Source organism: Diaphorobacter nitroreducens (assembly GCF_002214645.1).
In the GTDB taxonomy this organism is placed as follows: Bacteria; Pseudomonadota; Gammaproteobacteria; order Burkholderiales; family Burkholderiaceae_C; genus Diaphorobacter; species Diaphorobacter nitroreducens.
The window spans coordinates 1,301,031-1,327,644 of the sequence record NZ_CP016278.1; the positions used below are offsets into that span (position 1 = coordinate 1,301,031).

Here is a 26,614-nt window from a genome sequence, read left to right on the forward strand (position 1 = left end):
AGAAAAAGGCCGCGATGCGGCCTGATAGAGACGGTGGAACAGGGCCTTAGCCGCGCCGCATGCGCATGACCAGCGGCATCACCAGGGTGGCCCAGCGCACCAGCCGTTGAGGCCCCGCCAGCACCGCAGCGCCCGCCACCGCTGCCACCGCAACGGGATGCAGGCGCGCAAACGCCACCAGCCGTGCCGCCAGCGGCGCATCGGGTTCCACCCGAACTTCCGCGCCTGCGGCCACGGCGCGCGCCTGGCGCAGGGCCGCGCGCCGAGCACGCAGCCGCTCACGCTGCACCAGAATGCGGTCCAGCACCTTCTGCTGCTGCGGGGTGGGCACGCGCGTCGGCTGCCCAGAGTCCAGGGAAGAGGGGCTCATAACTGCTCCTTGATGGTGCGCCAGTCCTGCTGCAGCTCCCGCCGGGTAAGGGCAAAGGCATTACCCGCCTGTCGTCCGATGGACACCAGGGCCGCCGCCACTGCCACCCAGGCCAGCAACCAGCCGCCAGCCAGCAACCATGCCACCAGCACGCGCTGCGGTGAATCCCAGAACTGGACCAGCACAGCCAGTGACAATAGCAGCAGGGCGATCACGGCCACGCATCCGAAGAGAACCAGCAGCACCACCAGCTGGGCCATGCGGCGCTTCTGGTCGGCCCATTCGAGCCGTGCGAGTTCGATACGGTCTTCCGCCGCGATCGCGCCTTCGATGATGGCGGCCCGCCAGCGTGCAACCCAGCCTTCCAGGCCGAGCAGGGACAACCAGTTCATGCAAGCCCCTCCCTGGCGCTGGAGCGCGCCGCAGCGTTGACGATTCGCCCTGCCATTGCGCTACCGGTCAGCGGCGGGCCAGCATGAAGCCCACCAGCGCCCCTACGGCCAGCGCAGCGCCGGCAACGCGCCAGGGCTCATCGTGGGCATAGCGGTCGGCGGCGCGCGCGGCATCTTTGGCCTGCAGGGCTGCCTCCTGAGCAGCACGAACGGCGGAATCGCGCACCGAATGAATGCCGTCATCCAGACGCTGGCGCAGTTGCTTGATCTCGGGAATACCGTCCAGATCCTTGCTGGCCAGCAGACCGCGCAGGTCGCCCACCAGCTTTTCGAGTTCTGCCTGGGTGGAGGAAATGGTTTCGGATACGGTGGTCATACGCGAGCCTTTCATAGCAGGAAACAACGGTAATACGCCGTGCATGGCAAACCATGTAGGCGGGTATCTCATCTTAGCCCAGTGCTCGCGCCGCAGGGCATGGCCGCTATCACAAAATGACCGCGTTGCATCAAGACACGGCGTCTTGGTGCAGCAGACCGGCCACGTGCGCACCGATTGCCAACGCGCTGGTCAGCCCAGGTGATTCGATGCCAAACAGGTTGACCAGCCCCGAGACTCCGTGATCGCGCGGCCCCTGGATCAGGAAGTCTGCCGCGGGCTCATGGGGGCCGTGGATCTTCGGGCGTATGCCGGCGTAGCCCGCCGCCAGTGCACCGTCGCGCAGGCCAGGCCAGTACTTGCGCACCTCGGCGTAAAAGGCCTCGGAGCGGCTCGCATCCACCATCAGGTCCTCGGGGCCTTCCACCCATTGCACGTCGGGGCCGAACTTGGCCTGCCCCCCCAGGTCGAGCGTCAGGTGCACGCCCAGCCCCGCCGCCTCCGGGACGGGATAGATGAGATGGCTGAAGGGTGCCCGGCCGGACAACGTGAAATAGTTGCCTTTGGCATAGGCCGCCTGCGGTACATGCACCGCGGACAACCCCTCGAACTGGCGCGCGAGGACTGGCGCATGCAAACCGGCCGCGTTGACCACGGTGCGCGCACTGATGCACGTGCCATCCATTGCTTCCAAATGGATAGCTTGTGGCGTGCAATGGGCCTTGGCCAGAGGCGAATTCAATGCCAGAACACCCCCCGCGTTCTCCAGGTCGCCCAGCAACGCCAGCATGAGGGCATGGCTGTCCACGATGCCGGTACTGGGCGAGAGCAGCGCTGCCACACATTCCAGTTCGGGCTCCAGCGCGCGCGCTTCCTCCCGCGAGAGCCATTGCAGGTCATCCACGCCATTGGCCTGCGCGCGCGCCCTGATGCCCGTCAGCGCGTTCTGCTGTTCGGTCGACGTGGCGACGATGAGCTTGCCGCAGCGACTGTGAGGCACGCCGCGCGCGCTGCAGTAGTCGTACAGCATGGCCTTGCCTTGTACGCACAAGCGCGCCTTGAGCGAACCCTGCGGGTAATAGATACCGGCGTGGATCACCTCGCTGTTGCGCGAACTCGTCTCGGTGCCAACGGCATTGGCCGCTTCCAGCAGCCAGACCTCGCGCCCTTGCAGCGCCAATGCGCGCGCCACCGCCAGCCCCACCACCCCCGCGCCCACCACGACGCAATCGACCATCTCACTCATCGCTCATGCCTCCGTTGTCATGCCTGCTCGAAACCCTCGAGCACATTCACCGCATTCGTTCCCAGCGCCGCCGCTGCGTAGCCGCCTTCCAGCACCAGCACGGTGGGCAGTCCCACACCACGCAGCCGCGCACCCAGACGCAGAAAATCCGTCGTCGCCAGCCGAAAGCGCGAGATCGGATCGCCCTCATAGGTATCCAGTCCCAGCGAGACCACCAGGGCATCCGCTCCAAAAGCGGCGATGCGCGCGCAGGCCTGCTCCAGGGCCGCAAACCAAGTGGCAGCATCGGTGCCGGCCGGCAGAGGCAGGTTCAGGTTGCAGCCCGCACCGAGGCCTGCGCCGGTTTCACCGGCATGTCCCAGATAGAAGGGGTATTCGGTGCGGGGATCGCCATGGATGCTGACGAAGAGCACGTCCGCACGGTCATAGAAGATGCTCTGCGTGCCATTGCCGTGGTGGTAATCCACGTCCAACACGGCCACACGGGCCGCGCCGTGGTCGCGCAGCCATTGGGCCGCCACGGCCGCGTTATTCAAGAAGCAGTACCCGCCCATGAAATCGGGACCTGCATGGTGCCCCGGCGGGCGTGTGCTGCAGAACGCGGCGCGCTCGCCAGCCGCCAGGCGCGCCGCGGCACTGGCCGCCGCGTCAGCGCCTGCTTTGGCTGCCGTCCAGGTGCCCGCTGCAAGCGGCGAGCCGTTGTCCATGGAGTACAGCCCCAGCTTGGCAATGAAATTGTCGGGCTCTACATCCGAGCGCAATGTGCGTACCGGCCATACCGACGGAAACGGCTGCACACGGTCCTGCCCTTCACCCAGCGACAGCCACTGCTGCCACGCCGAAGCCAGAAAAGCCAAGTAGCGCGGCGCATGGATCTTCGCCAGTACCTCCGTGCAATCCACATCCGGGGGGTGCAGTACATGGCCCCGCGCAGTCAAAGCGGCTTCCACATAGGCCGCGCGCGTCGGGTTCTCGAAACACGGTACACGCTCGCCGCGGAAAAATTCGTGCTCGGGAGCGTGGGTGTGCTGCAACGGGTTATGGAAGGTGATCATCGACGGCGGCCAAGTCAATCGCGACTGCCGGATTGTCATCGACGCCGGCAGTCCCTCACGACCTCAGCGCCAAGAAAAAACCCCTTGCGGCCATACCGGCTGCAAGGGGTTCGGATTGGTGGGTGATACATGGATCGAACATGTGACCCCTGCCGTGTGAAGGCAGTGCTCTACCGCTGAGCTAATCACCCAAAGGACTGTATTTTTGCGAGTACAGGCCCTGAAAAAACTGGTGGGTGATACATGGATCGAACATGTGACCCCTGCCGTGTGAAGGCAGTGCTCTACCGCTGAGCTAATCACCCGTGTCGTTGCTGCGACAGCCCGCAATTATGGCATAGCTTTCTTACGCCTCAGACAAAGTCCGCCAAATTGTTTTACCGCTGCTGGACTTGTCGATCTGCATGAGTACTTCCTCATGCTCGGCAAGCTCCTGCGCACTGGCGGTCAGCACCGTCAGTGCAATGCGGCTCAGATCTACCGCGGCCACGGTGGTGCCTCCTGCCCCGGCGGTGGCCTCATCCATGATCAGCAGGGCATCCTGCCCGCGGGTCATGTTGATGTAGACGTCCGCCAGCAACTCCGCGTCCAGCAAAGCGCCGTGCAGCGTACGGCTGGAATTGTCCACGCCCAGCCGGTCGCACAGCGAGTCCAGCGAGTTGCGCTTGCCCGGAAACATCTCCTTGGCCATGGCCAGGGTGTCGATCACGCCCCCGACATGCGCGGACAGCGGCGCCAGGCCGACCAGCTCCAGCTCCTTGTCCAGAAAGCCCACGTCGAAGCTCGCGTTGTGGATGATGAGTTCCGCGCCCTGCAGGTATTGCAAGATGTCTTGCACCCGCTCGGCAAACTTGGGCTTGTCGCGCAGGAATTCATTGCTGATGCCGTGCACCTTCAGCGCGTCCTCATGGCTGTCGCGCTCGGGGTTCAGGTACAGATGCAGATTGTTGCCGGTGAGCTTGCGGTTGACGAGCTCCACGCAGCCCAGCTCGATGATGCGGTCGCCCCCTTCCGCCGACAGGCCGGTGGTCTCCGTGTCCAGAACAATCTGCCGGGACATCAGTGGTTCTCCTTGGCGTGGTTGATCGAGTACTTGGGAATCTCCACCGTCACATCGCTCTGCGCCAGGATGGCCTGGCACGACAGGCGCGATTGCGGCTCCAGGCCCCACGCGCGGTCCAGCAGGTCTTCCTCCTCCTCTTCCGCATCATTGAGCGATTCGAATCCTTTGCGCACGACCACATGGCAGGTCGTGCAGGCGCAGCTCATATCGCAGGCGTGCTCGATCTTGATGCCGTTATCCAGCAATGCCTCGCAAATTGAGGTGCCGGCCGGCGCGGTGATTTCCGCGCCCTCGGGACAGTATTCGTGATGAGGCAGGATCTTGATGACGGGCATGGCTGTTTGAATCAATGGATGAGGTTTGTGCGCTCAGAGGGCGCTGACGTTCTTGCCTGCCAGGGCTTGGCGGATACCGCGGTTCATGCGCTGCGCAGCAAACGCCTCGGTGCCCTTGGCCAGGGCCTGCGCTGCGGCCTCGACAGCCGCCGCGTCGGTGCTGGTCTCCAGCGTGGCGCGCAGTGCATGCATCAGGTCGTCGATCGCCGTGCGCTCCGCGGCCGTTAGTACATCGCCGTCCACGTCCAGTGCGCTCTGCGTGGCGATCAGCAGGCGGTCGGCATCCACACGGGCTTCAACCAATGCGCGCGTCTGCATGTCCTGCTGCGCGGTCGCAAAGCCCTCTTGCAGCATGCGCGCGATCTGCTCGTCGGTGAGCCCGTAGGACGGCTTGACGTCAATACGCGCCTCCACACCGCTGGCCTGCTCGCGCGCAGCCACGCTGAGCAGACCATCCGCATCGACCGTGAACGTGACGCGGATGCGCGCCGCGCCCGCTGCCATGGGGGGAATGCCCCGCAGCTCAAAGCGCGCTAGGCTGCGGCAGTCCTGCACCAGGTCGCGCTCGCCCTGCACCACGTGAATGGCAAGAGCGGTTTGGCCATCCTTGTAGGTGGTGAAGTCCTGCGCCTTGGCCGTGGGAATGGTCTCGTTGCGGCCGATGATGCGTTCGACCAGCCCACCCATGGTTTCGATGCCCAAAGACAGCGGAATCACGTCCAGCAGCAGCAGATCGCCGGCCGCATCGTTGCCGGCCAGTTGATTGGCCTGGATGGCCGCGCCGATGGCCACCACTTCGTCCGGGTTGAGGTTGGTCAACGGTTCACGGCCGAAGAATTCGGCCACCGCGGCGCGCACGACCGGCATGCGCGTGGAGCCGCCGACCAGCACCACGCCCTTGACCTCGTCGCGCTCGATCTGCGCATCGCGCAGGGTGCGGCGCACCGCCGCCAGGGAGCGCTGGGTGAGCTCCGCCGTCACTGCCGCAAAATCTTCACGCTTGACATCAAATTGCACTGTAGCGCCCGCCACATCTGCGGTAAAAGCTACATTATCAATAGCAGTCAGCGCTTCCTTGCAGGCGCGCGCGGCCAAGCGCACCGCCGTCTTGTCCTCGGGCGTACTCGCCCGAACACCTGTCTGCTGCATCACCCACTCGGCCAGGGCCGCGTCGTAATCGTCACCACCCAGGGCCGAGTCCCCGCCGGTGGCAATGACTTCGAACACCCCTTGCGCCAGGCGCAACACGGAGATATCGAACGTGCCACCGCCCAGGTCGTACACGGCATAGACGCCTTCGGCTCCGTTGTCCAGCCCGTAGGCAATCGCGGCGGCCGTCGGCTCGTTGATCAGGCGCAGCAGATTCAGACCCGCGAGATGGGCGGCATCCTTGGTCGCCTGGCGCTGCGCGTCGTCGAAATATGCGGGCACCGTGATCACGGCGCCGTAAAGGTCACTGTCAAAGCTGTCTTCGGCGCGGTAGCGCAGCGTGGCGAGGATCTCGGCACTGACTTCCACCGGCGATTTCACGCCTGCCGCGGTGGACAACGAGAGCATTCCGCCACTGTCGGCCGCTGCAATGAAGTCGTAGGGCAGCTTCTCGCGCCCCGTGATGTCGCCCAGGCCCCGGCCCATGAATCGCTTGACGGACGACACCGTGTTGGCCGGGTCCTGCATCTGCGCTGCAGCGGCCTCGTAGCCGATCTGCCGCCCGCCCCCGCCCAGGTAGCGAACGACGGAAGGCAAAAGCACCCTGCCCTGCGCATCGGGCAAGCACTCGGCGACCCCGTTGCGCACCGCCGCCACCAGCGAATGCGTGGTGCCCAGATCAATGCCGATGGCAACGCGCCGCTGGTGAGGATCGGGCGATTGCCCTGGTTCGGAAATCTGCAGAAGCGCCATGAAGTGAGTTTGGAAAAGCCGGGGCCCGCAAGCGCACGCCCAGACAGGAGTGACCGAATAAAGCGCCTATTGTCCCAGTTGCTCTCGGCGCAAATCGATGTCGTGCGCAAATCGCGCAATGAACATGAGGGCTCTGACCTCGCGGGCTGCGCCGGCATAGTCCTGCTGCTGGTCCAGCAGTTCCGCACAACGGGCCAACGCCACTTGCCGCGCCTTATGGGTGGTGTCGTCCAGCGCGTCAAGCTCCGCAGCACTGCGGGCCTCATCCAGGGCTTCGCGCCACTCCATCTGCTGCATCAGGAAGGCCGCGGGCATGGCGGTGTTGTCCTCGGCGCGGATGGGCGAGCCGCCCAGTTCGCAAAGGTAAGCGGCCCGCTTCAAAGGATCCTTCAGGCGTTGGTACGCCTCGTTGATGCGCACCGACCATTGCATCGCCACACGCTGGGCTGCGGCGCCCTGCGCCGCAAACCGGTCGGGATGGGCTTCGCGCTGCAGGTCCTTCCACCGCGCGTCGAGGGCGTCGCGGTCCTGGGCAAAGCGGCGTGGCACGCCAAAAAGTTCGAAATCGTCGGATTGGAGATTCATGGCAATAAAAAAACCGCCAGCGCGGCGGGCGATGGCGGTCCTGTGCAATAAGCGGCCTACGGCGTGCTCACACGCGGAAGCTCTCTCCACAACCACAGCGGTCGCGCTCGTTCGGGTTATTGAAGCGAAAGCCTTCATTGAGTCCCTCGCGCACAAAATCCAGCTCGGTCCCGTCGATATAAGCAAGGCTCTTGGGATCGATCAGCACCTTGACGCCGTGATTTTCAAACACAACGTCTTCGGGTGCCTGCTCATCGACATATTCAAGCTTGTAAGCCAGGCCTGAGCATCCGGTGGTCTTGACACCCAGGCGCACGCCCACGCCCTTTCCCCGCCGGGCGAGGTAGCGCGTCACATGGCGCGCGGCAGCTTCGGTCAGCGTGATCGCCATGGTCTTCAGGCGGCCTCGACAGCCGCTCCGTGCTTGGCCTTGTAATCGTTGACGGCGGCCTTGATGGCGTCTTCCGCCAGGATGGAGCAGTGGATCTTCACCGGCGGCAGCGCCAGCTCTTCGGCGATCTGGCTGTTCTTGAGCGAGGCGGCCTCATCCAGCGTCTTGCCCTTGACCCACTCCGTCACCAGCGACGAGGACGCAATGGCGGAGCCGCAGCCGTAGGTCTTGAAGCGCGCATCCTCAATCACGCCCGTATCGGGGTTCACCTTGATCTGCAGCTTCATCACGTCGCCGCAAGCCGGCGCACCGACCATGCCGGTGCCCACCGAGTCGTCACCCTTGTCGAAGGAACCCACATTGCGGGGGTTCTCGTAATGGTCAATCACTTTGTCCGAGTAAGCCATGGTGTGTTTCTCCTGTATTCCGTCGTTCCGCGTGTGGTCAGTGAGCCGCCCATTGGATGGTGCTCAGGTCCACCCCATCCTGGTACATCTCCCAGAGGGGGCTCAACTCACGCAACTTGGCGACGTTGTGCCGGATGGTGCTGATCGCGTAGTCAATTTCTTCTTCCGTCGTGAAACGGCCAATGGTCATGCGCAGGCTGCTGTGGGCCAGCTCATCGCTGCGGCCCAGGGCGCGCAGCACATAGCTGGGTTCCAGGCTCGCCGAAGTGCAGGCCGACCCGGAAGACACCGCCAGTCCCTTGATGCCCATGATCAGGGATTCGCCTTCCACGAAGTTGAAGCTCATGTTCAGGTTGTGGGGTACGCGCCGCTCCAGGTCGCCGTTGATAAAGACCTGCTCCACATCCTTCAAACCGTCGAGCAGACGCTTTTGCAGCGCTTGGACCTTGCCCAAATCCTGGGCCATTTCCAGCTTAGCCAGGCGGAAGGCCTCGCCCATGCCCACAATCTGGTGGGTGGGCAACGTGCCCGAACGCATGCCGCGCTCGTGGCCGCCACCATGCATCTGCGCTTCCAGGCGCACGCGCGGCTTGCGGCGCACGTAGAGGGCTCCGATGCCCTTGGGTCCGTAAGTCTTGTGCGAAGCCAGGCTCATCAAATCCACGGGCAATTGGGTCAGGTCGATTTCGACCTTGCCGGTGGCCTGCGCGGCATCCACGTGAAAAATGATGCCCTTCTCGCGGCAAAGCGCACCCAGCTGGGGAATGTCCTGGATCACGCCGATTTCGTTGTTCACGAACATGACACTGGCCAGGATCGTGTCAGGGCGGATGGCGGCCTTGAACTTCTCGATGTCGAGCAGGCCGTTCTCCTGCACATCGAGGTAGGTCACTTCGAAGCCTTGGCGCTCCAGTTCACGCATCACGTCAAGGACGGCCTTGTGCTCCGTCTTCACGGTGATGAGATGCTTGCCCTTGCCTTGGTAGAAATGGGCAGCGCCCTTGATGGCGAGGTTGTTGGATTCAGTGGCGCCCGAGGTCCACACGATCTCGCGCGGGTCGGCGCCGATCAGATCGGCCACATGGCCGCGGGCTTGCTCCACAGCCTCTTCGGCCTCCCAGCCCCAGGCGTGGCTGCGCGACGCCGGGTTGCCGAAGTGTTCGCGCAACCAGGGAATCATCGCGTCGACGACCCGGCCGTCCACGGGGGTCGTGGCGCCGTAGTCAAGATAGATAGGGAAATGCGGAGTCATGTCCATGGCTGGCTCAGTGAAAGGTTCTGGCTGGCATCAAAAAGCAATAGGGTCGACGTGGCGAGCCCGCCCGGCGCGCAGCCAGTGGCCGGCGCGGGTCAGCCTGCAGCTCAAGATTTGGCGAAAGCGTTGCCGAGGGCAAACACCGAATTGGGTGCGTTCACACGGATCGGTTTGACCACCGGCGTGGTGGAGATCGCGCGGCGCGTGACCGGCTTGTCTTCGATTTGCACGCCCTTGGCGAGCTGGTCGTCCACCAGTTTCTGCAACGTGACGGAATCCAGGAATTCCACCATGCGCTGGTTCAAAGAGGCCCACAGCTCGTGCGTCATGCAACGGCCCGCCTCGCCCAGGCAGTTTTCCTTGCCACCGCACTGCGTGGCATCAATGGGCTCGTCCACGGAGACGATGATGTCTGCCACGGTAATATCGCCCGCCTTGCGGGCGAGCGTATAACCGCCGCCAGGGCCGCGCGTGGATTCCACCAGTTCGTGGCGGCGCAGCTTTCCGAACAATTGTTCCAGATAGGACAGCGAAATCTGTTGGCGCTGGCTGATGGCCGCCAAGGTGACGGGCCCATTGTTCTGACGCAGGGCCAAATCGATCATGGCGGTGACCGCAAAACGGCCTTTGGTTGTGAGACGCATCGCAAGCTCCTTGTCTAGGCTTGATCGTTATAGAAACGCCGCGGCATGCGTATAGCCAACCGGGCACCGTCTCCACCCTTTCCCTGAAGCGCTACGGTTGCAGCCTCCAAGGCCCTTGTTTGTTGTGGGGCTCTTTCTTGAGTATTTGAGACAAGTATAGCACAAATCCCTATTAATTTTGTCGGGTAACTAGACTAAACAGTCGCGTTTTCTCCTGCAGGGTCGCAAAGCCTGGTCATGCGGCAGGGATTTGATCGCCGCCATGCGCTCCAAACACCCGGTCCTTGAGACGGGTCAATTGATCGCGCACCCGAGCAGCCTGCTCAAACTCCAGGTTGCGGGCGTGTTCCAGCATGAGCTTTTCCAGCCGCTTGATTTCGCGGGCAATGTCCTTTTCGGACATCTCCTCCAGTTCGGCCTGCCGCGCCGCGTCTTCGCGGAGTCGCTGGGCTTCCTGGCCTGCCTTCTCGCTGTACACGCCGTCAATCAGGTCTCGCACCTGCTTGACGATGCTGCGCGGCGTAATACCCCGGGCCTCGTTGTATGCGATCTGTTTGGCGCGGCGGCGTTCCGTTTCGCTGATCGCCTTGCGCATTGAGTCGGTGATCCGGTCGGCATACAGAATGGCCTTGCCGTGCAGGTTGCGCGCCGCCCGGCCGATGGTCTGGATCAGGCTGCGTTCGGCGCGCAGGAAACCCTCCTTGTCGGCATCCAGGATGGCCACCAGGGAGACCTCAGGAATGTCCAGCCCCTCACGCAGCAGGTTGATTCCCACCAGGACATCGAAGGCTCCCAGGCGCAGGTCGCGAATGATTTCCACGCGCTCCACGGTGTCGATATCGGAGTGCAGATAGCGCACCTTGACCCCGTTGTCGCTCAGGTAATCGGTCAGTTGCTCCGCCATGCGCTTCGTCAGCGTCGTAATGAGTACGCGTTGATTCTTTTGCGTGCAAATGCGTATTTCCTGCAGCACGTCATCCACCTGATGGGTAGCGGGACGCACCTCCACCTCCGGGTCCACCAAGCCGGTGGGCCGCACCACCTGGTCCACCACCTGGCCCGAGTGCTCTTTCTCATAATCAGCCGGAGTGGCCGAAACAAACACCACCTGCCGCATGCGCTTCTCGAATTCCTCGAACTTGAGCGGCCGGTTGTCCAATGCCGACGGCAGGCGAAAGCCGTACTCGACCAGCGTGGTCTTGCGCGCGCGGTCGCCGTTGTACATGGCGTTGAGTTGCCCGATCATCTGGTGGCTCTCATCCAGGAACATCAGCGCATCGGGCGGGAGGTAGTCGGTCAGCGTGCTCGGCGGCTCGCCAGGCGCAGAACCCGACAGGTGGCGCGTGTAGTTCTCGATGCCCTTGCAGTGCCCCACTTCGCTGAGCATTTCCAGGTCGAAGCGCGTGCGCTGCTCCAGCCGTTGCGCCTCCACCAACTTGCCCTCGGCCACGAAGAACTTGAGCCGCTCGTCCAGTTCCTGCTTGATGGTCTCCACGGCGGCCAGCACCTTGTCGCGCGGCGTCACGTAATGGCTGCTGGGGTACACCGTGAAGCGCGGGATTTTTTGCTGGATACGCCCCGTGAGCGGGTCGAACAGTTGCAGGCTTTCCACCTCGTCGTCGAACAGTTCGATGCGCACCGCCAGCTCGGAATGCTCGGCAGGGAACACATCGATGGTGTCGCCACGCACGCGGAACTTGCCCCGGCTGAAGTCCTGCTCGTTGCGCTGGTACTGCATGCGGATCAGCTGCGCGATCGCATCACGCTGGCTCAGCTGGTCGCCCACGCGCAGCGTCATGATCATGCGGTGGTAGCTCTCGGGCTCGCCAATGCCGTAGATGGCCGACACCGTAGCCACGATGACCACATCGCGCCGCTCCAGCAAGCTCTTGGTGCACGACAGGCGCATCTGCTCGATGTGCTCGTTGATGGCGCTGTCCTTCTCGATGAACAGGTCGCGCTGAGGCACATAGGCCTCGGGCTGGTAGTAGTCGTAGTAGCTCACGAAGTACTCCACGGCGTTCTTGGGAAAGAACTCGCGGAACTCGCTGTACAACTGTGCGGCCAGCGTCTTGTTGGGCGCGAAGATGATGGCCGGCCGTCCCAGGCGGGCGATCACGTTCGCCATGGTGAAGGTCTTGCCTGAGCCCGTCACCCCCAGCAGGGTCTGGAACACCTCGCCGTCCTGCACGCCCTCCACCAGCTTGGCGATGGCTTCGGGCTGATCACCGGCGGGCGGGTATGGCTGGTACAACGAAAAGGGCGAACCTGGAAACTGGACGAACTGCCCGTCCGCCGCGCCAACGGCCGGCTCAGAGGTGACTTCATGCATGGCGGAGGTAAACGGCGCGCGGGGGCGGCCGTTAAAATCAAGAGTGGACCGAAAGCCTACCGTAGGTGAGGTCCCGTCGTCAGATTTCCATCCCCTCAAGGACTTTTCATGTCTCTGTTCACCGCCGTCGAAATGGCTCCCCGCGACCCGATCCTGGGTCTCAACGAACAATACGCCGCCGACCCCAATCCAGCCAAGGTCAACCTGGGCGTGGGCGTGTACTTCGACGACGACGGCAAGCTGCCCCTGCTGCAGTGCGTGCAGGCGGCCGAAAAGGCCATGATGGACAAGCCCGCTGCGCGCGGCTATCTGCCCATCGACGGCATCGCCGCCTATGACAACGCGGTCAAGGCCCTGGTGTTCGGCGCGGAGTCCGACGTCGTCAAGGCCGGCCGCGTGGCCACGGTGCAGGCCATTGGCGGCACGGGCGGCCTGAAGATCGGCGCAGACTTCCTCAAGAAGATCAGCCCGAACGCGAAGGTGCTGATCTCCGACCCGAGCTGGGAAAACCACCGCGCCATCTTCACCAATGCCGGCTTCGAGGTGGGCAGCTACCGCTACTACGACGCCGCCAACCGCAAGGTGGACTTCGACGGCATGCTGGCGGACTTGAACGCCGCCGCGCCCGGCACCATCGTGGTGCTGCATGCCTGCTGCCACAACCCCACGGGCTACGACATCACCGCCGCGCAGTGGGAGCAGGTGATCGCCGCCGTGAAGGCCAAGGGCCTGGTGGCCTTCCTCGACATGGCCTACCAGGGCTTCGGCCACGGTATTGCCGAGGACGGCGCCGTGATCGGCAAGTTCGTCGCGGCCGGCCTGAACATCTTCGTGTCCACCTCGTTCTCCAAGAGCTTCAGCCTGTACGGCGAGCGCGTGGGCGCGCTGTCCGTGGTGGCCAACGACAAGGACGAGGCCGCGCGCGTGCTCTCGCAGCTCAAGATCGTGATCCGCACCAACTACAGCAACCCGCCCACGCACGGCGGCGCCGTGGTGGCCGCGGTGCTGAACAACCCCGAGCTGCGCGCCCTGTGGGAAAAGGAGCTGGGCGAGATGCGCGTGCGCATCAAGGAAATGCGCCAGAAGCTGGTGGACGGCCTGAAGGCCGCCGGCGTGAAGCAGGACATGGGCTTCATCACCACGCAGATCGGCATGTTCAGCTACTCCGGCCTGTCCAAAGACCAGATGGTGCGCCTGCGCAACGAGTTCGGCGTGTACGGCACCGACACCGGCCGCATGTGCGTGGCCGCGCTCAACAGCAAGAACATCGACTACGTCTGCCAGGCCATCGCCAAGGTGATCTGAGCCGCAGCGACGCCCCAAAAAAGCAACCGCCTTCGGGCGGTTTTTTCATGTGTTTTCGGGCTCTAACACCCATCCAGCAAGCGCTAGCAGCTATCAATTTAGATAGCTCAACCCCAAAGCATGGAGCGCATGGAGATCGAGGCCGACTGAAAACCCGTGTTGAAAAAGCGCGGCATCTCCTTGGGCAGCGCGGCGCCTGCGGCATACAGCAGTGGCAGGTAATGCTCATGCGTGGGATGCGCCAGCGGCGCCATCGGACCCCACTGCTGGAAGGCCACCAGCGCGTCGAGGCGGCCCGCCTTCACCAGTTCCTGCACCTTGACGTCGAATTCGTTCGCCCACTCGTAGGCTGCATTGATACCTGTGCCGCGCCGCGCGGCGCGCAGGTTGTGCACCACATTACCGCTGCCCACGATCAGCACCCCACGCTCACGCAGCGCGCGCAGCTGCTGGCCCAGGGCGTAATGCTCGGCCGCCGGGCGCGCGTAGTCCATGCTGAGCTGCAGCACCGGAATGTCCGCTGCCGGGAACATGGGCTTGAGCACCGACCATGTGCCGTGGTCCAGGCCCCACTCCCCCGCGTCCACCTCCAGGGCGCGCGCCGTCGCGGGTGAGCGCAGCTCCTGCGCTAGGCTGCGCGCCACCTGCGGTGCGCCCGGCGCCGGGTACTGCTGCTCGAACAGCTCGCGCGGGAAACCGCCAAAGTCGTGGATGGTGCGGGGCGCGGCCATGCCCGTCAGCTGCCAGCCGCCGCGCGTGAGCCAATGGGCCGACACGCACAGGATGAGCTGCGGCCGCTGCCCGCGCGCCAGCAGTTCCGCCCCCATGTCCTGCCAGGTGCGGCGCCAGGCGTTGTCTTCGATGGCGTTCATGGGGCTGCCATGGCCCACGAACAGCACCGGCATGCGCGGCGAGGGGCGCAGCGCCTCCAGCAACGGGGCGGCTTCGGACAGGGGGCTCATGAAGACTCCGGGAAGGGTGGCGAGGCCCGCCAGCGCGGCCATGGTGCGGCGGCGCTGCGGCAAGAGGAAGGCGTGAGAGGGCACGATATGATTTTGGCGGTCAGCCGGGATCGGAGCGCGCACGGGCGCCGAAGTTCCAGCCGCGGCCCTCCGTTCACCGCCTCCGCTTTCCGCCCATGCCTCTCGCGCTCGATCCCCCTGCCCCGCTGGCATGCCGCCGGCTCAGTGTCCGCGCATGTCCTGGACCACAGGCCACCACCCTGCCCCCTGATGGCCAGCCCATGGCCACACTTCCGCCGTCCAGCGCGGCGGATGTTTGAACATGCGCACACACGGCATCGTCCGGCAATGGAACGCGGACAAAGGCTTTGGCTTCATCCAGGGCGCTGCCAGCACGCAGGTGTTCTTTCATGTACGGGACTTCCGGGGCACGGCGCCGCCCGCCCACGGGATGCCGGTGGAGTATGAAGAGATCCACGTGGGCGGCAAGGGACCACGCGCGATGGATGTGCGTCCACGCAGCCAACCGAGCGGCTCCCCTTCCGCCCACCGGTCTCCGGCCCGCGCAGCATCCGCCCCGCCATCCACGCGACCCACCGCGCGGCCCACCGCCCGCCCCACGCCGGCCACCGCCAGGCACACGCGCCCGCGCTCCGCGCCGCAGGCACCCGCAGGCGCGGGCATCGCCCTGGCGCTGATGCTGCTCTGGCTGGGCCTGTGGGGCTGGGGCGCCTGGGCGCAGCGGTTCCCGCTGTGGTGGCTGGGCGCGGCGGCGGCCCTGAACCTGCTGACCTTCTTCACCTACGCGCTGGACAAGAGCGCCGCCCAACGTGGCACGTGGCGCACCCGGGAGAGCCACCTGCACCTGCTCGCCCTGCTGGGCGGCTGGCCTGCCGCATGGTGGGCCCAGCAGTGGTTGCGGCACAAATCGCGCAAACAGGACTTCCGCGCGGTGTATTGGGGCACGGTGGTGTTGAACTGCGCCGCACTGGCGGTGTGGACGCTGCGGCCGCAGACGCTGCGCGAAGTGCTTTCTTTTTTATAGCTGCTAGCGCTTTCCAGCATTGCGGCGGGGCCGGTTTTTATCGGGATCTGCGGCATGCCTTGCGGCCACGTCCGACAGCGCGGCCTTCCATCGCCCGACAGCCAGGCGATGCTGCTGCGCCTCCAATGGGTCCAGTTTTTTGCCGCATTGGAGAACGACGCCATGAAGCCTTTCGCCCTCGACCCGAGCATGACCACGGCGACCGGGACTTTCTACCCCACGGGCCATGTGTTCGCGCTGTTTGCGAACGAGGAGGCGGCGCGCTCCGCAGGCCAGGCGCTGCAGGCCCAGGGTCGCGACGACGTGGCGCACGCCACGCCGCCGATGATCCTGGAACATGTGGTGCGCACGCTGGGCAATGCCGATGCACCTCTGCCCTCGGTCGGTGCGGAGGGCGTGATCGTGCGCCGCATCGCGCAACTGGCCAGCGACGGCGCCCACGGCCTGTTGCTGCGTGCCGCGGATTCCGACGCTCCGGAGACGCTGCGCGACCTGCTGCAGCCGCTGGGCCCGCTGGCGGCGTTCTACTACCGCCGCCTGGTCATTGAGGAGCTGGTGTCCGCCCCCGCCGGTCCCGCGCGCTGACAGCCGGGTGCCGCCCCGTCAGCGCCGCCGGCCCGTACCCTTGCCCGACGCCGGGGTGCCGGCCCCGCCCTGGCGGCGCCCCGCGGCGCCCGCAGCGTTGCCGCCGGCATTGCCACGGCTGCCAGTGCGGGCACCGGTGCCGGCACGTGGCGGCAGGCCGGTGTTCTGCGTGAGCATGCGGCCCGGCTGCGGCGCACTGCTACGAAAACGCACGTCGCCCTGCGGCTCCTCCAGCTCCTGCGGGCGGCGGCGCAGCGCCACGGCCTTGCCGTCCTTGTTGATGGTGTAGCCCACGCCCGCCCCGCCACCCTTGGGCCCGGTGCTGTTTTTCTTGCGGGCGCTCTGGTAGCTGCCGTCGACCAGCGGCTGGAAGGTGGGGATCAGGTGGTGCTTGCCGTTACCGATCAGGTCGGCCCGGCCCATGCTTTTCAGCGCCTCGCGCAGCAGCGGCCAGTTGTTGGGGTCGTGGTAGCGCAGGAAGGCCTTGTGCAGGCGGCGGCGCTTTTCGCCACGCACCACGTCCACCTGCTCCTCGGCCACGTCGCGCATCTGTCGGCGCACGCGCGTGAGCGGGTTGCGGCCCGAGTGGTACATGGCCGTGGCGCTGGCCATGGGGCTGGGGTAGAAGGCCTGCACCTGGTCGGCGCGAAAGCCGTTCTTCTTGAGCCAGATGGCCAGGTTCAGCATGTCCTCGTCGGTGGTGCCGGGGTGGGCGGCGATGAAGTACGGGATCAGGAACTGTTTCTTGCCCGCCTCTTCGGTGTACTGCTCGAACATCTGCTTGAAGCGGTCATAGTTGCCGATGCCTGGCTTCATCATCTTGGACAGCGGCCCCGCCTCGGTGTGCTCGGGCGCGATCTTGAGGTACCCGCCCACGTGGTGCTGTACCAGCTCCTTCACGTATTCGGGGGACTTCACCGCCAGGTCGTAGCGCAGGCCGGAGCCGATGAGGATCTTCTTGATGCCCGGCAGCTTGCGCGCGCGGCGGTAGATATTGACCAGCGGCGCATGGTCCGTGTGCAGGTTCTGGCAGATGCCGGGAAACACGCAGCTCGGCTTGCGGCAGGCGGCCTCGATCTCTGGGCTCTTGCAGCCCAGGCGGTACATGTTGGCCGTGGGGCCGCCCAGGTCGGAGATGGTGCCGGTGAAGCCCTTGACCTTGTCCCGGATGTCCTCCACCTCGGCAATGATGGAATCTTCCGAGCGGCTCTGGATGATGCGTCCCTCGTGCTCGGTGATGGAGCAGAAGGTGCAGCCGCCAAAGCAGCCGCGCATGATGTTGATCGACGCGCGGATCATCTCCCATGCGGGGATCTTGGTGGGCCCCTCGTAGCTGCCCTGCGCGTCCAGGTACTGCGGGTGCGGGTTGCGCGCATACGGCAGGCCGAACACCCAGTCCATCTCGGCCGTGGTGAGCGGGACGGGCGGCGGGTTCAGCCACACGTCGCGCGCCGTCGCGCCCTCGCCATGCGCCTGCACCAGCGCGCGAGCGTTGCCCGGGTTGGTCTCCAGGTGCAGCACGCGGTTGGCGTGGGCGTAGAGCACCGGGTCGGCCTTCACCTGCTCATAGCTGGGCAGGCGGATCACGGTGCGCTCGCGCGGCGGCAGCGCCCGACCGCTGCGCCCCTTGGAGGGCAGCGCCGGATTGGGCACGATCTGCACGGTCTGCAAGGGTTTTTGGCCTGTAGCGCTTTGTGGGTCAGCGCTGGCAGCTATTGAATTTGCAGCATCTTCCTGCGAACACGCCTGGCCCTGGGCCGCAGCCTGCTCGCTGGTGGTCATGTAGGGATTGATCAGCTCATCCACGCGGCCGGGCTCGTCCACCTCGGTGGAGTCGATCTCGAACCAGCCGGGCTCGGACGCGCGCCGCACGAAGGCCGTGCCGCGCACGTCGGTGATGGTCTCCACCGGGTCGCGCCGCGCAATGCGGTGGGCCACTTCGACCAGGGCACGCTCGGCGTTGCCGAACAGCAGGATGTCGCACTTGCTGTCCACCACGATGGAGCGGCGCACCTTGTCGCTCCAGTAGTCATAGTGGGCAATGCGGCGCAGGGAGCCTTCGATGCCGCCCAGCACGATGGGCACGTCCTTGTACGCCTCGCGGCAGCGCTGGCTGTAGACCACGGCGGCGCGGTCGGGCCGCTTGCCACCCACGTCGCCGGGCGTGTAGGCGTCGTCGCTGCGGATCTTGCGGTCCGCCGTGTAGCGGTTGATCATCGAATCCATGTTGCCCGCGGTCACGCCCCAGAACAGGTTGGGCTTGCCCAGCACCTTGAACGCGTCGGCGCTCTGCCAGTCCGGCTGCGCAATGATCCCCACGCGAAAGCCCTGCGCCTCCAGCACCCGCCCGATCACCGCCATGCCGAAGCTCGGGTGGTCCACATAGGCATCGCCCGTCACCAGCACCACGTCGCAGCTGTCCCAGCCCAACTGCTCCATCTCGGCACGGCTCATGGGCAGGTACGGCGCCACGCCAAAGCGCTTGGCCCAGTACGGGCGGTAGCTGGTCAACGGCTTGGCGTTGCGCGGGAAGAAGGAAACATCGATCGGGGCGTTCATGGGCGGGCCTGCAGGGGGGCCGGGCATTTTAGAAGCCATGCCCCCTTTGCGCCTAACCGCCCCCGCATGGCCCTTGCCGCCGTCGGCCCATGGGGTAAGCTCGGCCGCCCCCATGCCCTACACCCTCAGCGCCCCCGTTCACAGCGAACTCATCATCAAGAAAAGCCGCTTCATCGGCTGCGTGCAGCCCATGGCCGACCGCGCGAGCGCGCAGGCCGTGGTGGATGCGCTGTGGCGCGAACACCCGGGCGCGGCCCATGTGTGCTGGGCGCTGCTGGCGGGCGGCCAGTCCGCCGCGGTGGACGACGGCGAGCCCAGCGGCACCGCCGGCCGGCCCATGCTGGATGTGCTGCGCCACCAGGACCTGGAGGGTGTGCTGGCCACTGTGGTGCGCTATTTCGGCGGGGTGAAGCTGGGCGCGGGTGGCCTGGTGCGCGCCTATACCGATACCGTGGCCCAAGCGCTGCTGCAGGCAAACAAGGTGCCGCTGCAGCGCATGCGCACCCTGGAATGCAGCGTGCCCTACGCCCTGGAAGGACTGCTGCGCCGCATGATCGACGGTGCTGGCGCGCAGTTGCTGCAGGTGCAGCATGGCACGCTGGTCACGCTGCAACTGCGCCTGCCCGAGGCCGAGGCCGAGGCCTTCGTCCACCAGGTGAACGAAGCAGGCCAGGGCCGCGTGGCCTGGGGCGAATCCACGGATTGAAGGCCGGGACCGTGGCCGCGCCCGCGCAAGCCCAACAATGCCTGCGCGCCTACATGCCGCGCCGGCGCGCGCGGCGACACTGGCGGCCCGCATTGACAAGGAGCCCCCTCCATGAGCCAGCCGCTGGACGTGATCATCCTGGGCGCCGGGTCCGCCGGACTGGCGGCGCTGCGCGAGGTGCGCAAGCGCACCGACCACTGGCGCATCGTGAACGACGGCCCCTGGGGCACCACCTGCGCGCGCGTGGGCTGCATGCCGTCCAAGATGCTCATCGAGGCCGCCAACGCCTACCATGCGCGGCGCGCACTGCACACCTTCGGCATCGAGGGCGCGGATGCGCTGCGGGTGGACCTGCCCGCCGTGCTGCGCCGCGTGCGCGCGCTGCGCGATGACTTCGTGGCCGGCACGCTGGCCGCCACCGACGCGGGCGAGCGCGCCATCAGCGGCCACGCCCGGCTGCTGGACACGCAACGTGTGGAAGTGAACGGCCAGGTGCACACCGCGCGGCGCATCATCATCGCCACGGGCTCGCGCCCCATCGTGCCGGAGGACTGGCTGGCTTTTGGCGACCGCATCCTCACCACCGACACGCTGTTCGAGCAACCCACGCTCGGCCCGCGCGTGGCCGTCATCGGGCTGGGGCCGCTGGGGGTGGAAATCGCGCAGGCGCTCGCGCGGCTGGGGGTGGAGGTGATGGCCTTCGCGACGGGCAAGACCGTGGCCGGACTGAGCGACCCCGCCATCAACGACGCGCTGCTGGCGCGGCTGAAGGACGAATTCATCGTCAACGTGGGCGACAAGGCCGAGCTGCGCGAGGTGGCCGGCGGCATACAGGTCACCAACGGCAGCGCGACCGTGGTGGTGGACCAGGTGGTGGCCGCCATGGGCCGGCGCCCCAACCTGGAACACCTGGGGCTGGACACGCTGGGCGTGACGCTGGACGACAAGGGCCGCCCGCCCATCGATCCGTGCACCCTGCAGGTGGGCGATCTGCCCGTCTTCATCGCGGGCGATGCCGATGGCGACCGCCCTCTGCTGCATGAGGCTGCGGACGAGGGCCACATTGCGGGGTTGAACGCCCTGGCGCCCACGCCGCGCGGCTTCGCCCGGCGCACGCCGCTGGCCATCACCTTCAGCCAGCCCCATGCCGCCGTGGTGGGACAGCGCCATGCCGATCTGCCCCAGGGGCAATGGGTGGGGGGCACGGTGGACTTTGCACGCCAGGGCCGCGCGCGCGTGGCGCAGTGCAACCACGGGCGCCTGAACGTGTACGCCGAGCACGGCAGCGGCCGCCTGCTGGGCGCCGAGCTGTGCGCGCCTGCGGGCGAACACATGGCCCACCTGCTGGCGCTGGCCGTCGAGCAGCGGCTGACGGTGCACGACCTGCTGCGCATGCCCTTCTACCATCCGGTGCTGGAGGAAGGCCTGCGCACGGCACTGCGCGACGCGGCCTCGCGCCTGCCCAAGGCCAGCGATTCCGACCTCGCCGCCTGCGAGGCCTACGGCGCCAGTGCGCTGGACTGATACAAAAACAATAGCTGTTCGCGCTTGCCAAGAGGGACTTTTAACACCAAAACAGCTTGAAATGCTTACCCATCAAGCGCCAACAGCTATGTTTATAGAAGCACCCTTGAGTCCGCGGTGAACTGGCCGATAACAAGAGGTACACCGGAGATCGCCATGGACGTCGCCCTCACCCAATCCATCGTCAGCACCGCCAGCGCCCTCGCCAGCCGCGAGACGGCCGATGCCGTCCAGGTCACCGTGCTGAAGAAGGCCCTGGACACGCAGGAAACGGCCGCCGCCACCCTGCTCGCCGCCCTGCCCCAGCCACCGCTGGCGACCGAGGGCCCGCTGGGCACGCAGCTCAACACCTACGCCTGACGCGCACGGCGCGCTGGCTTTTTTTCGCCGGCTCAGGCCGGCTTCAGCTCTGGCCTTGCTCAGCGCAGCCGCGCAGGCGACAGGCCTGCCACGTCCACCCCCTCGCGCGCCAACTCGGGGGCCAGCGGCTCGCCCAGTGCCAACTGCCGCGTCAGCAGCGCCGCGCCCGCCGCGCTCTGGATGCCATAGCCGCCTTGCGCGGCCAGCCAGAAGAAGCCGGGCACATGGTTGTCCCAGCCAATGACCAGGTCGCCATCGGCCACGAACGAGCGCAGCCCCGCCCAGGTGTGCGAGGGGCGGCGGATCTGTAAGCACGTCACCTGCTCGATGCGGTGGATACCCAGCGCCACGTCCAGTTCCTCAGGCACCACGTCGTGCGGCGCCACGGCATCGGCATTGGCGGGGGAGCCCAGCATCTGCCCCGCGTCAGGCTTGAAGTAATAGTCCTCGGCAATGCCGATGACAGCGGGCCAGTGGGCCGCTTGCATGCCGGCCGGCACGGGGAAGGTAAAGGCCGTGCGCCGCCGCGGCTCCAGCCCGATGGGCGGCACGCCCGCCTGGGCTGCCACCACGTCGGCCCAGGCGCCTGCGGCATTGACCACGGCGCGCGCGTGCAGCACCTCGCCATCGCCCAGGGTGATGTGCCAGCCCTCCTCGCCCCGTTGCAGGGCCGTCACCTCGGCATGGGTGCGGATCTCGCCACCACGCTGGCGCAAGCCGCGCAGGTAGCCCTGGTGCAGCGCATGCACGTCGATGTCGGCGGCGCCGGGCTCGCTCATGCCCGCGGCCACGGCCTCGGGGCGCAGGCACGGGGCCTGCTCCAGCAGCTCCTCGCGCGTCAGGCGGCGCACCTGCGGGTTGCGCGGCAGCGCCTCGGCGTACGCGGCTTCCAGCAGGTCGAGCTGGTCGGCCCCCGCCAGGTACACCACGCCGCGCGGCGTGAGGATGGGGGTGCTGCCGAACTCGGGCGGTGGTGCGTCGTAGAACGCGCGGCTGGCCCGTGTGAGTGCGCAGATGTTGGGCGTGCCGTAGGTGGCCGAGTACAGCGCAGCCGACCGGCCGGTGGTGTGGTAGCCGGGCTGGGCCTCCCGCTCCAGCAGCAGCACGCGGCGGTGCGCGGCCAGTTCCCAGCCGGCGGAGGCGCCGGCAATGCCCGCGCCGATGATCACGAAGTCATAGGGTTGCATGGGTTCCCTCGCCAATCACTGTCAGACCGCCGACGCCTGCGCCGCGGCACCGCGCGCGCCCAGGCGCGGCACGCCGCGCGCGTCATCGGGGTCCGGCGCGTGGGTGACGATGGAGGTGAGCGCGGGCTGCACCGGCCCCAGCCGGGCCAGGTCGGGCCGCGGGCGCTGCAGGCCATCGATGCGGGCAAAGGCTTGCTCCAGCCCCAGGCCGATGGACAGCAGGCGATGGTCGTCGCGAAAGCGCCCCACCACCTGCAGGCCGAACGGCATGCCGGCCGTGTCGCGCCCGCAGGGCACGCTGAGCGCGGGGTGCGTGGTCAGCGTGGTCACGTAGGTCAGCGCCAGCCAGCGGTAATAGTTGGCCTGGGGTTCCCCGTTGATATGGCTGGCGTACAGCGCGGTCCACGGGAAGGGCGAGACCGGCGTGGTGGGTGCCAGGATCACGTCGAAGTTGGCAAACGCCTCCTGGAAGCGCGCCAGGATGCGCGTCTGCTCGGCCTGTGCCCAGGCGCTGTCCAGCAGCGACATGGCCGCACCCATCTCGTAGTTGGCGCGCGTGTTGGGCCCCAGGCTGGCGGGGTCGCGCTCGTAGGCCTCGCGCATGCCGGCCACGAAGCTTTCGGCCCGCAGCACGTCGAAGCAGCGGTGCACTTCGCCCAGGTCCAGCCGGATCTCCTCGCAAGAGCGGAACAGGTGGCGCATGGCGCCGATCTTGGCGCGGAACACCGCGCGGATGCCGTCGTCCACCGCGCAGGCGCCGAAGTCTTCGGTGTAGCCCACGCGCAGGCCGCCCAGGTCGGCCGGCTCCAGGTGCAGGAAGCTGTGGGGGTCCAGCGGGTAAGTGAGCGGGTCGCCCGCCGACAGGCCGGCCGATGCGGCGAGCTGCAGGCAGGCCTCGGCCATCGTGCGGCCCATGGGGCCGACCACGGAGATCGGCGTCCAGCCCAGCAGCTTGCGCGAGCTGGGCACCACGCCAGGCGACGGCCGAAAGCCCACCACGCCGCACTTGGCCGCGGGGATACGCAGCGAGCCGCCCGTGTCCGAGCCCGTGCACACGGGCAGCATGTCGCAGGCCAGCGCCGCGGCCGACCCGCCGGACGAGCCGCCCGCGTTCAGGCGCGGATCGAACGGGTTGCCCGTGGCGCCCCAGACCACGTTGCGCGAATTGGCGCCCGCGCCCATCTCGGGAATATTGGTCTTGCCCGTGACGATGGCGCCGGCCGCGCGCAGGCGCGCCACCAGCACGTTGTCCTGCGCGGGGATGTTCTCGCGGTAGATGGGCGAGCCGTAGGTGGTCAGCAGGCCGGCGGTGGCCTCCAGATCCTTCACGCCCATGGGCAGCCCGTGCAGCAGGCCGAGGGGCTCGCCGGCGCGCACCGCCCGCTCGGCGGCCTGCGCCTCGGCGCGGGCGCGGTCGTAGCAGGTGGCGGTGACGGCGTTCACATACGGATTCACCGCCTCGATGCGGTCGATGCAGGCTTGCAGCAGCTCGACGGGCGAGATTTCGCCCGTGCCGATGCGGTGGCGCAGTTCATTGGCGGACAGTTCCACCAGCGTGGGATCAGCAGTCATGGTCGTGAAGAAGGTCCAGGGGCCATTGTGGATGAGCCGCGCCTCAGTCGGCGGTGATGCCCGCGCGCTGGGCGATGGCACGCATCAGCGGCAGCTCCCGCTCGATCAGGGCAGCCAGCTCGGCCGACGAGGCGAATGCCGGCTCAAAGCCCAGCGCGAGCAGGCGCTCGCGCGTGTCGGGGTCGGCCACCACCTCGGCCAGCGTCTTCTCCAGCCGCGTCTTTACCGCGGCAGGCAGGCCTGCGGGCGCCACCAGGGCCAGCCAGGTGTCCATGTTCAGGCCGGGGTAACCGCTCTCGGCCAGCGAGGGTACCTGGGGCAGCAGGGTCGAGCGCTTCTCGGTGGTGACGGCAATCGCCTTGACCTTGCCCTCCTTGAGCTGGGGCAGCGCGGCCGACACCGTGTCCACGGTGAACGGAATCTGCCCGCCGATCAGGTCCACCATGGCCGGCGCGCTGCCTTTGTAGGGCACGTGCTGGATCTTGAGGCCCGCGGCATGAAAGAACATCTCGCCCGCGAACTGCGAGGTCGTGCCCGCACCGAAGGAGCCATAGGAATACTTGTCGGGCGCGGCCTTCACGGCACTGACGAACTGCTTCACATCGTTGACCGACACGCTTTTGCTGGCCAGCAGGATCAGCCCTGTGCGCCCGGTGATGCCGATGGGATCGAAGCTCTTGACGGGGTCATAAGGCAGCCGGGGCCGCACCGCCGGGTTCACCGTGAAGGTGGTGCCCGAGCTCAGCAGCAGCGTGTAGCCGTCCGGCGCGGCCTTGGCCACGTAGCTCGCACCAATCACCGTACCCGCGCCAGCGCGGTTGTCGATGACCACGCTTTGCCCCAGCTTGTCGCCCAGCTTCTTGCCGATCAAGCGGCCCAGCACGTCGGTGGCTCCACCCGCGGGAAACGGAATCACCAGCGCGATGGGCCGGGAGGGAAACGCCTCCTGCGCATGCGCGGGGGCGAAAGCGGCGGCGCCCAGGGCGCAGGCCAGCATGGACAACATCGTCTTGCGGTTCATGGCGTTCTCTCCAGTCAAGCCAGTCAAAAAAAAGATCCTTTCGCGGGCCCAGGACTCGGCGAAGGCGCGTCAACCCAGGGCCCGGCCACGTTCCTCGAAGCGCGCGTAGGCCTCGGGCGGCACGTACAGCCCGCCGGTGGTCCACACCAGGTGCGTGGCCTGCGCCAGGTGGGGCCACAGCCCTTGCGCGTGCAGCCAGGTGCGGCCCGTCTCGGTGCCCGTCAGGAAACCGGGGCCGCTCAGGCCCGCCGCTGCGGACGGCTCGATGCGCTCGCCCGTGGCATCCAGCACCTGTACCAATTGGCGAAACAGGGTGTCGTCGCACACGGTGAAGCAGCCCGCCAGCAACGGCTCCATCAGCTCGGCCGCGGGCAGGGACGCGCGTGGCACGGCCAGGCCGTCGGCTTCCGTCCGGTTGGTGAGGCCCCAGTCGTACACCGAGGGGTGTGCGCCCTGTCCGGCCATCATTTGCACCATGAAACACGGCGACTGCACGGGCTCCGCGAAAAAGCAGTGCACATGCGCCCCCAGCACGTGCCGCAGGCCGAAGGTGATGCCCGCCGGCGCCCCCCCCACCCCGCAGGGCAAGTAGACGAACAGCGGGTGCTGCGCATCCACGGCGATGCCGGCATCCCGCAACTGCTGGCGCAGGTGCAGCGCCGCGGCGCTGTAGCCCAGCAGCAGCGACAGCGAGCGTTCGTCGTCCACGAAATGGCTGAATGGGTCCTGAGCCGCCTGCGCGCGGCCCGCGGCCACGGCGCCCTCGTAGTCACCCGCGTGCTCCACCACCTGCACGCCGCGTTGGCGCAGGCGTTGTTTCTTCCATTCCTTGGCATCGGCCGACATGTGCACCACGGCACGAAAGCCCAGCGCCGATGCCGCCACACCGATGCTCAGGCCCAGGTTGCCCGTGGAGCCTACGGCCACGGTGTAGCGCGCAAACACGGCGCGCGCAGCGGGGTTTGCCAGGGCGCGGTAGTCGTCGGCACCGGACCGCGGCGTCAGCAGGCCGTGCTGCAGTGCCAGGCGCTCGGCCAGCTCCAGCACTTCATGGATGCCTCCGCGTGCCTTGATGGACCCGGCCACGGGCAACCGGTGGTCCGCCTTGATCCACAGCGCGCCCTGGCCCGCGGCCAGCCCCGCCGCGGCATGCAGGCTGGATGCGGGTAACAGGGGCGACTCGATCACGCCACCCGTCGCCTGCAACTCGGGGAACACGCCCTCTAGCAGCGGCGCAAAGCGCGCGAAGCGTGCCGCTGCCTTCTCCGTATCATCCAGACTAATGTGATCACCGGCCACGGCCTGCCGTGCGGCGGGTATGGGCTGCCTGTGCGGGTTGAGCCATAGGCAGGGCTCGGCGCGGCGCAGCTGTGCGGCCGGAGTGTCGTCCTGCAAGCGGTCCTGTGGGGAAACAACGGAGGGCATGGGCTGCGGT

General features: G+C 66.8%; 26 protein-coding genes and 2 tRNA genes. 6 read left to right on the forward strand and 22 right to left on the reverse strand.

The window, feature by feature from the left end:
- Positions 1-46 precede the first annotated feature (46 nt).
- The 16 genes from BA022_RS06010 to uvrB all read right to left on the reverse strand — a co-directional run bounded on the left by BA022_RS06010 (position 47) and on the right by uvrB (position 12,353).
- A complete protein-coding gene (locus BA022_RS06010) occupies positions 47-370 on the reverse strand; it encodes a hypothetical protein (protein ID WP_015913198.1) in 324 nt (107 codons plus the stop codon).
- Positions 367-762 carry a phage holin family protein gene (locus BA022_RS06015; protein ID WP_088886884.1) on the reverse strand — a complete coding sequence of 132 codons (396 nt, stop codon included), beginning with the start codon at positions 760-762 and terminating at the stop codon, positions 367-369. Before BA022_RS06015 ends, BA022_RS06010 begins: the two co-directional genes overlap by 4 nt.
- Positions 763-829: 67 nt before the next feature.
- Positions 830-1,138: a DUF883 domain-containing protein gene (locus tag BA022_RS06020; protein WP_015913196.1), complete on the reverse strand. Its 309-nt coding sequence runs from the start codon at positions 1,136-1,138 to the stop codon at positions 830-832.
- A 130-nt stretch (positions 1,139-1,268) separates the two neighbouring features.
- On the reverse strand, positions 1,269-2,384 hold the full coding sequence (locus BA022_RS06025) for an NAD(P)/FAD-dependent oxidoreductase (RefSeq protein WP_088886885.1): 1,116 nt from the start codon (positions 2,382-2,384) through the stop codon (positions 1,269-1,271).
- A gap of 17 nt (positions 2,385-2,401) precedes the next feature.
- Positions 2,402-3,439 carry a histone deacetylase family protein gene (locus BA022_RS06030; protein ID WP_088886886.1) on the reverse strand — a complete coding sequence of 346 codons (1,038 nt, stop codon included), beginning with the start codon at positions 3,437-3,439 and terminating at the stop codon, positions 2,402-2,404.
- Between the two features lie 116 nt (positions 3,440-3,555).
- A tRNA-Val gene (locus tag BA022_RS06035) sits at positions 3,556-3,630 on the reverse strand.
- A 39-nt stretch (positions 3,631-3,669) separates the two neighbouring features.
- Positions 3,670-3,744 (reverse strand) — tRNA-Val (locus BA022_RS06040).
- Positions 3,745-3,785: 41 nt separating this feature from the next.
- Positions 3,786-4,499 (reverse strand): DNA polymerase III subunit epsilon, encoded by a 714-nt coding sequence (dnaQ, locus tag BA022_RS06045; RefSeq protein ID WP_088886887.1) that lies wholly within the window; start codon positions 4,497-4,499, stop codon positions 3,786-3,788.
- On the reverse strand, positions 4,499-4,837 hold the full coding sequence (gene fdx / locus BA022_RS06050) for an ISC system 2Fe-2S type ferredoxin (protein WP_011805370.1): 339 nt from the start codon (positions 4,835-4,837) through the stop codon (positions 4,499-4,501). The genes dnaQ and fdx overlap by 1 nt, the downstream gene beginning before the upstream one ends.
- Positions 4,838-4,870: 33 nt before the next feature.
- Positions 4,871-6,739: a Fe-S protein assembly chaperone HscA gene (gene hscA, locus BA022_RS06055; protein WP_088886888.1), complete on the reverse strand. Its 1,869-nt coding sequence runs from the start codon at positions 6,737-6,739 to the stop codon at positions 4,871-4,873.
- Positions 6,740-6,805: 66 nt separating this feature from the next.
- On the reverse strand, positions 6,806-7,324 hold the full coding sequence (gene hscB, locus BA022_RS06060; protein ID WP_047350340.1) for a Fe-S protein assembly co-chaperone HscB: 519 nt from the start codon (positions 7,322-7,324) through the stop codon (positions 6,806-6,808).
- 67 nt (positions 7,325-7,391) lie between these two features.
- Positions 7,392-7,715: an iron-sulfur cluster assembly protein IscA gene (gene iscA, locus BA022_RS06065; protein ID WP_011805373.1), complete on the reverse strand. Its 324-nt coding sequence runs from the start codon at positions 7,713-7,715 to the stop codon at positions 7,392-7,394.
- Positions 7,716-7,720: 5 nt separating this feature from the next.
- Entirely contained in the window at positions 7,721-8,122 is a 402-nt protein-coding gene (gene iscU, locus BA022_RS06070) for a Fe-S cluster assembly scaffold IscU (protein ID WP_011805374.1), read from the reverse strand.
- Positions 8,123-8,159: 37 nt separating this feature from the next.
- A complete protein-coding gene (locus BA022_RS06075; protein ID WP_088886889.1) occupies positions 8,160-9,380 on the reverse strand; it encodes an IscS subfamily cysteine desulfurase in 1,221 nt (406 codons plus the stop codon).
- A gap of 104 nt (positions 9,381-9,484) precedes the next feature.
- Positions 9,485-10,021 (reverse strand): Fe-S cluster assembly transcriptional regulator IscR, encoded by a 537-nt coding sequence (gene iscR, locus BA022_RS06080; protein ID WP_011805376.1) that lies wholly within the window; start codon positions 10,019-10,021, stop codon positions 9,485-9,487.
- Between the two features lie 235 nt (positions 10,022-10,256).
- Positions 10,257-12,353, reverse strand: coding sequence for an excinuclease ABC subunit UvrB (gene uvrB / locus BA022_RS06085; protein WP_088886890.1), 2,097 nt, complete (start codon positions 12,351-12,353; stop codon positions 10,257-10,259).
- A 108-nt stretch (positions 12,354-12,461) separates the two neighbouring features.
- Here uvrB and BA022_RS06090 point away from each other — a divergent pair, with 108 nt between their 5' ends.
- Positions 12,462-13,658 carry an amino acid aminotransferase gene (locus BA022_RS06090; protein ID WP_088886891.1) on the forward strand — a complete coding sequence of 399 codons (1,197 nt, stop codon included), beginning with the start codon at positions 12,462-12,464 and terminating at the stop codon, positions 13,656-13,658.
- Positions 13,659-13,765: 107 nt separating this feature from the next.
- On the opposite strand, the gene ygiD is transcribed toward BA022_RS06090, so the two are convergent.
- Complete coding sequence (ygiD, locus tag BA022_RS06095) at positions 13,766-14,620, reverse strand: 4,5-DOPA-extradiol-dioxygenase (protein WP_228403820.1); 855 nt, start codon at positions 14,618-14,620, stop codon at positions 13,766-13,768.
- A 322-nt stretch (positions 14,621-14,942) separates the two neighbouring features.
- On the opposite strand from ygiD, the gene BA022_RS06100 reads away from it, so the two are divergent.
- Positions 14,943-15,665 carry a cold shock and DUF1294 domain-containing protein gene (locus BA022_RS06100; protein ID WP_088886892.1) on the forward strand — a complete coding sequence of 241 codons (723 nt, stop codon included), beginning with the start codon at positions 14,943-14,945 and terminating at the stop codon, positions 15,663-15,665.
- A gap of 162 nt (positions 15,666-15,827) precedes the next feature.
- Positions 15,828-16,250 (forward strand): hypothetical protein, encoded by a 423-nt coding sequence (locus BA022_RS06105; RefSeq protein WP_088888527.1) that lies wholly within the window; start codon positions 15,828-15,830, stop codon positions 16,248-16,250.
- An 18-nt stretch (positions 16,251-16,268) separates the two neighbouring features.
- On the opposite strand, the gene BA022_RS06110 is transcribed toward BA022_RS06105, so the two are convergent.
- Positions 16,269-18,809 (reverse strand): YgiQ family radical SAM protein, encoded by a 2,541-nt coding sequence (locus BA022_RS06110; protein WP_088886893.1) that lies wholly within the window; start codon positions 18,807-18,809, stop codon positions 16,269-16,271.
- Between the two features lie 112 nt (positions 18,810-18,921).
- Between BA022_RS06110 and BA022_RS06115 the strand changes: the two genes are divergently transcribed.
- The 3 genes from BA022_RS06115 (at position 18,922) to BA022_RS06125 (ending at position 21,399) form a co-directional block, all read left to right on the forward strand.
- Positions 18,922-19,515 (forward strand): IMPACT family protein, encoded by a 594-nt coding sequence (locus tag BA022_RS06115; protein WP_088886894.1) that lies wholly within the window; start codon positions 18,922-18,924, stop codon positions 19,513-19,515.
- Between the two features lie 111 nt (positions 19,516-19,626).
- Entirely contained in the window at positions 19,627-21,039 is a 1,413-nt protein-coding gene (locus tag BA022_RS06120) for a dihydrolipoyl dehydrogenase (protein ID WP_088886895.1), read from the forward strand.
- 156 nt (positions 21,040-21,195) lie between these two features.
- Positions 21,196-21,399: a YjfB family protein gene (locus BA022_RS06125; protein WP_047350331.1), complete on the forward strand. Its 204-nt coding sequence runs from the start codon at positions 21,196-21,198 to the stop codon at positions 21,397-21,399.
- 59 nt (positions 21,400-21,458) lie between these two features.
- Here BA022_RS06125 and BA022_RS06130 read toward each other — a convergent pair whose 3' ends face one another.
- From BA022_RS06130 to BA022_RS06145, 4 genes are all read right to left on the reverse strand, one after another.
- Positions 21,459-22,586, reverse strand: coding sequence for an NAD(P)/FAD-dependent oxidoreductase (locus BA022_RS06130; protein ID WP_088886896.1), 1,128 nt, complete (start codon positions 22,584-22,586; stop codon positions 21,459-21,461).
- A gap of 21 nt (positions 22,587-22,607) precedes the next feature.
- Complete coding sequence (locus tag BA022_RS06135) at positions 22,608-24,158, reverse strand: amidase (RefSeq protein ID WP_088886897.1); 1,551 nt, start codon at positions 24,156-24,158, stop codon at positions 22,608-22,610.
- 43 nt (positions 24,159-24,201) lie between these two features.
- Positions 24,202-25,179 carry a Bug family tripartite tricarboxylate transporter substrate binding protein gene (locus tag BA022_RS06140; RefSeq protein ID WP_088886898.1) on the reverse strand — a complete coding sequence of 326 codons (978 nt, stop codon included), beginning with the start codon at positions 25,177-25,179 and terminating at the stop codon, positions 24,202-24,204.
- A gap of 69 nt (positions 25,180-25,248) precedes the next feature.
- On the reverse strand, positions 25,249-26,604 hold the full coding sequence (locus BA022_RS06145; RefSeq protein ID WP_088886899.1) for a D-serine ammonia-lyase: 1,356 nt from the start codon (positions 26,602-26,604) through the stop codon (positions 25,249-25,251).
- Positions 26,605-26,614 lie beyond the last annotated feature (10 nt).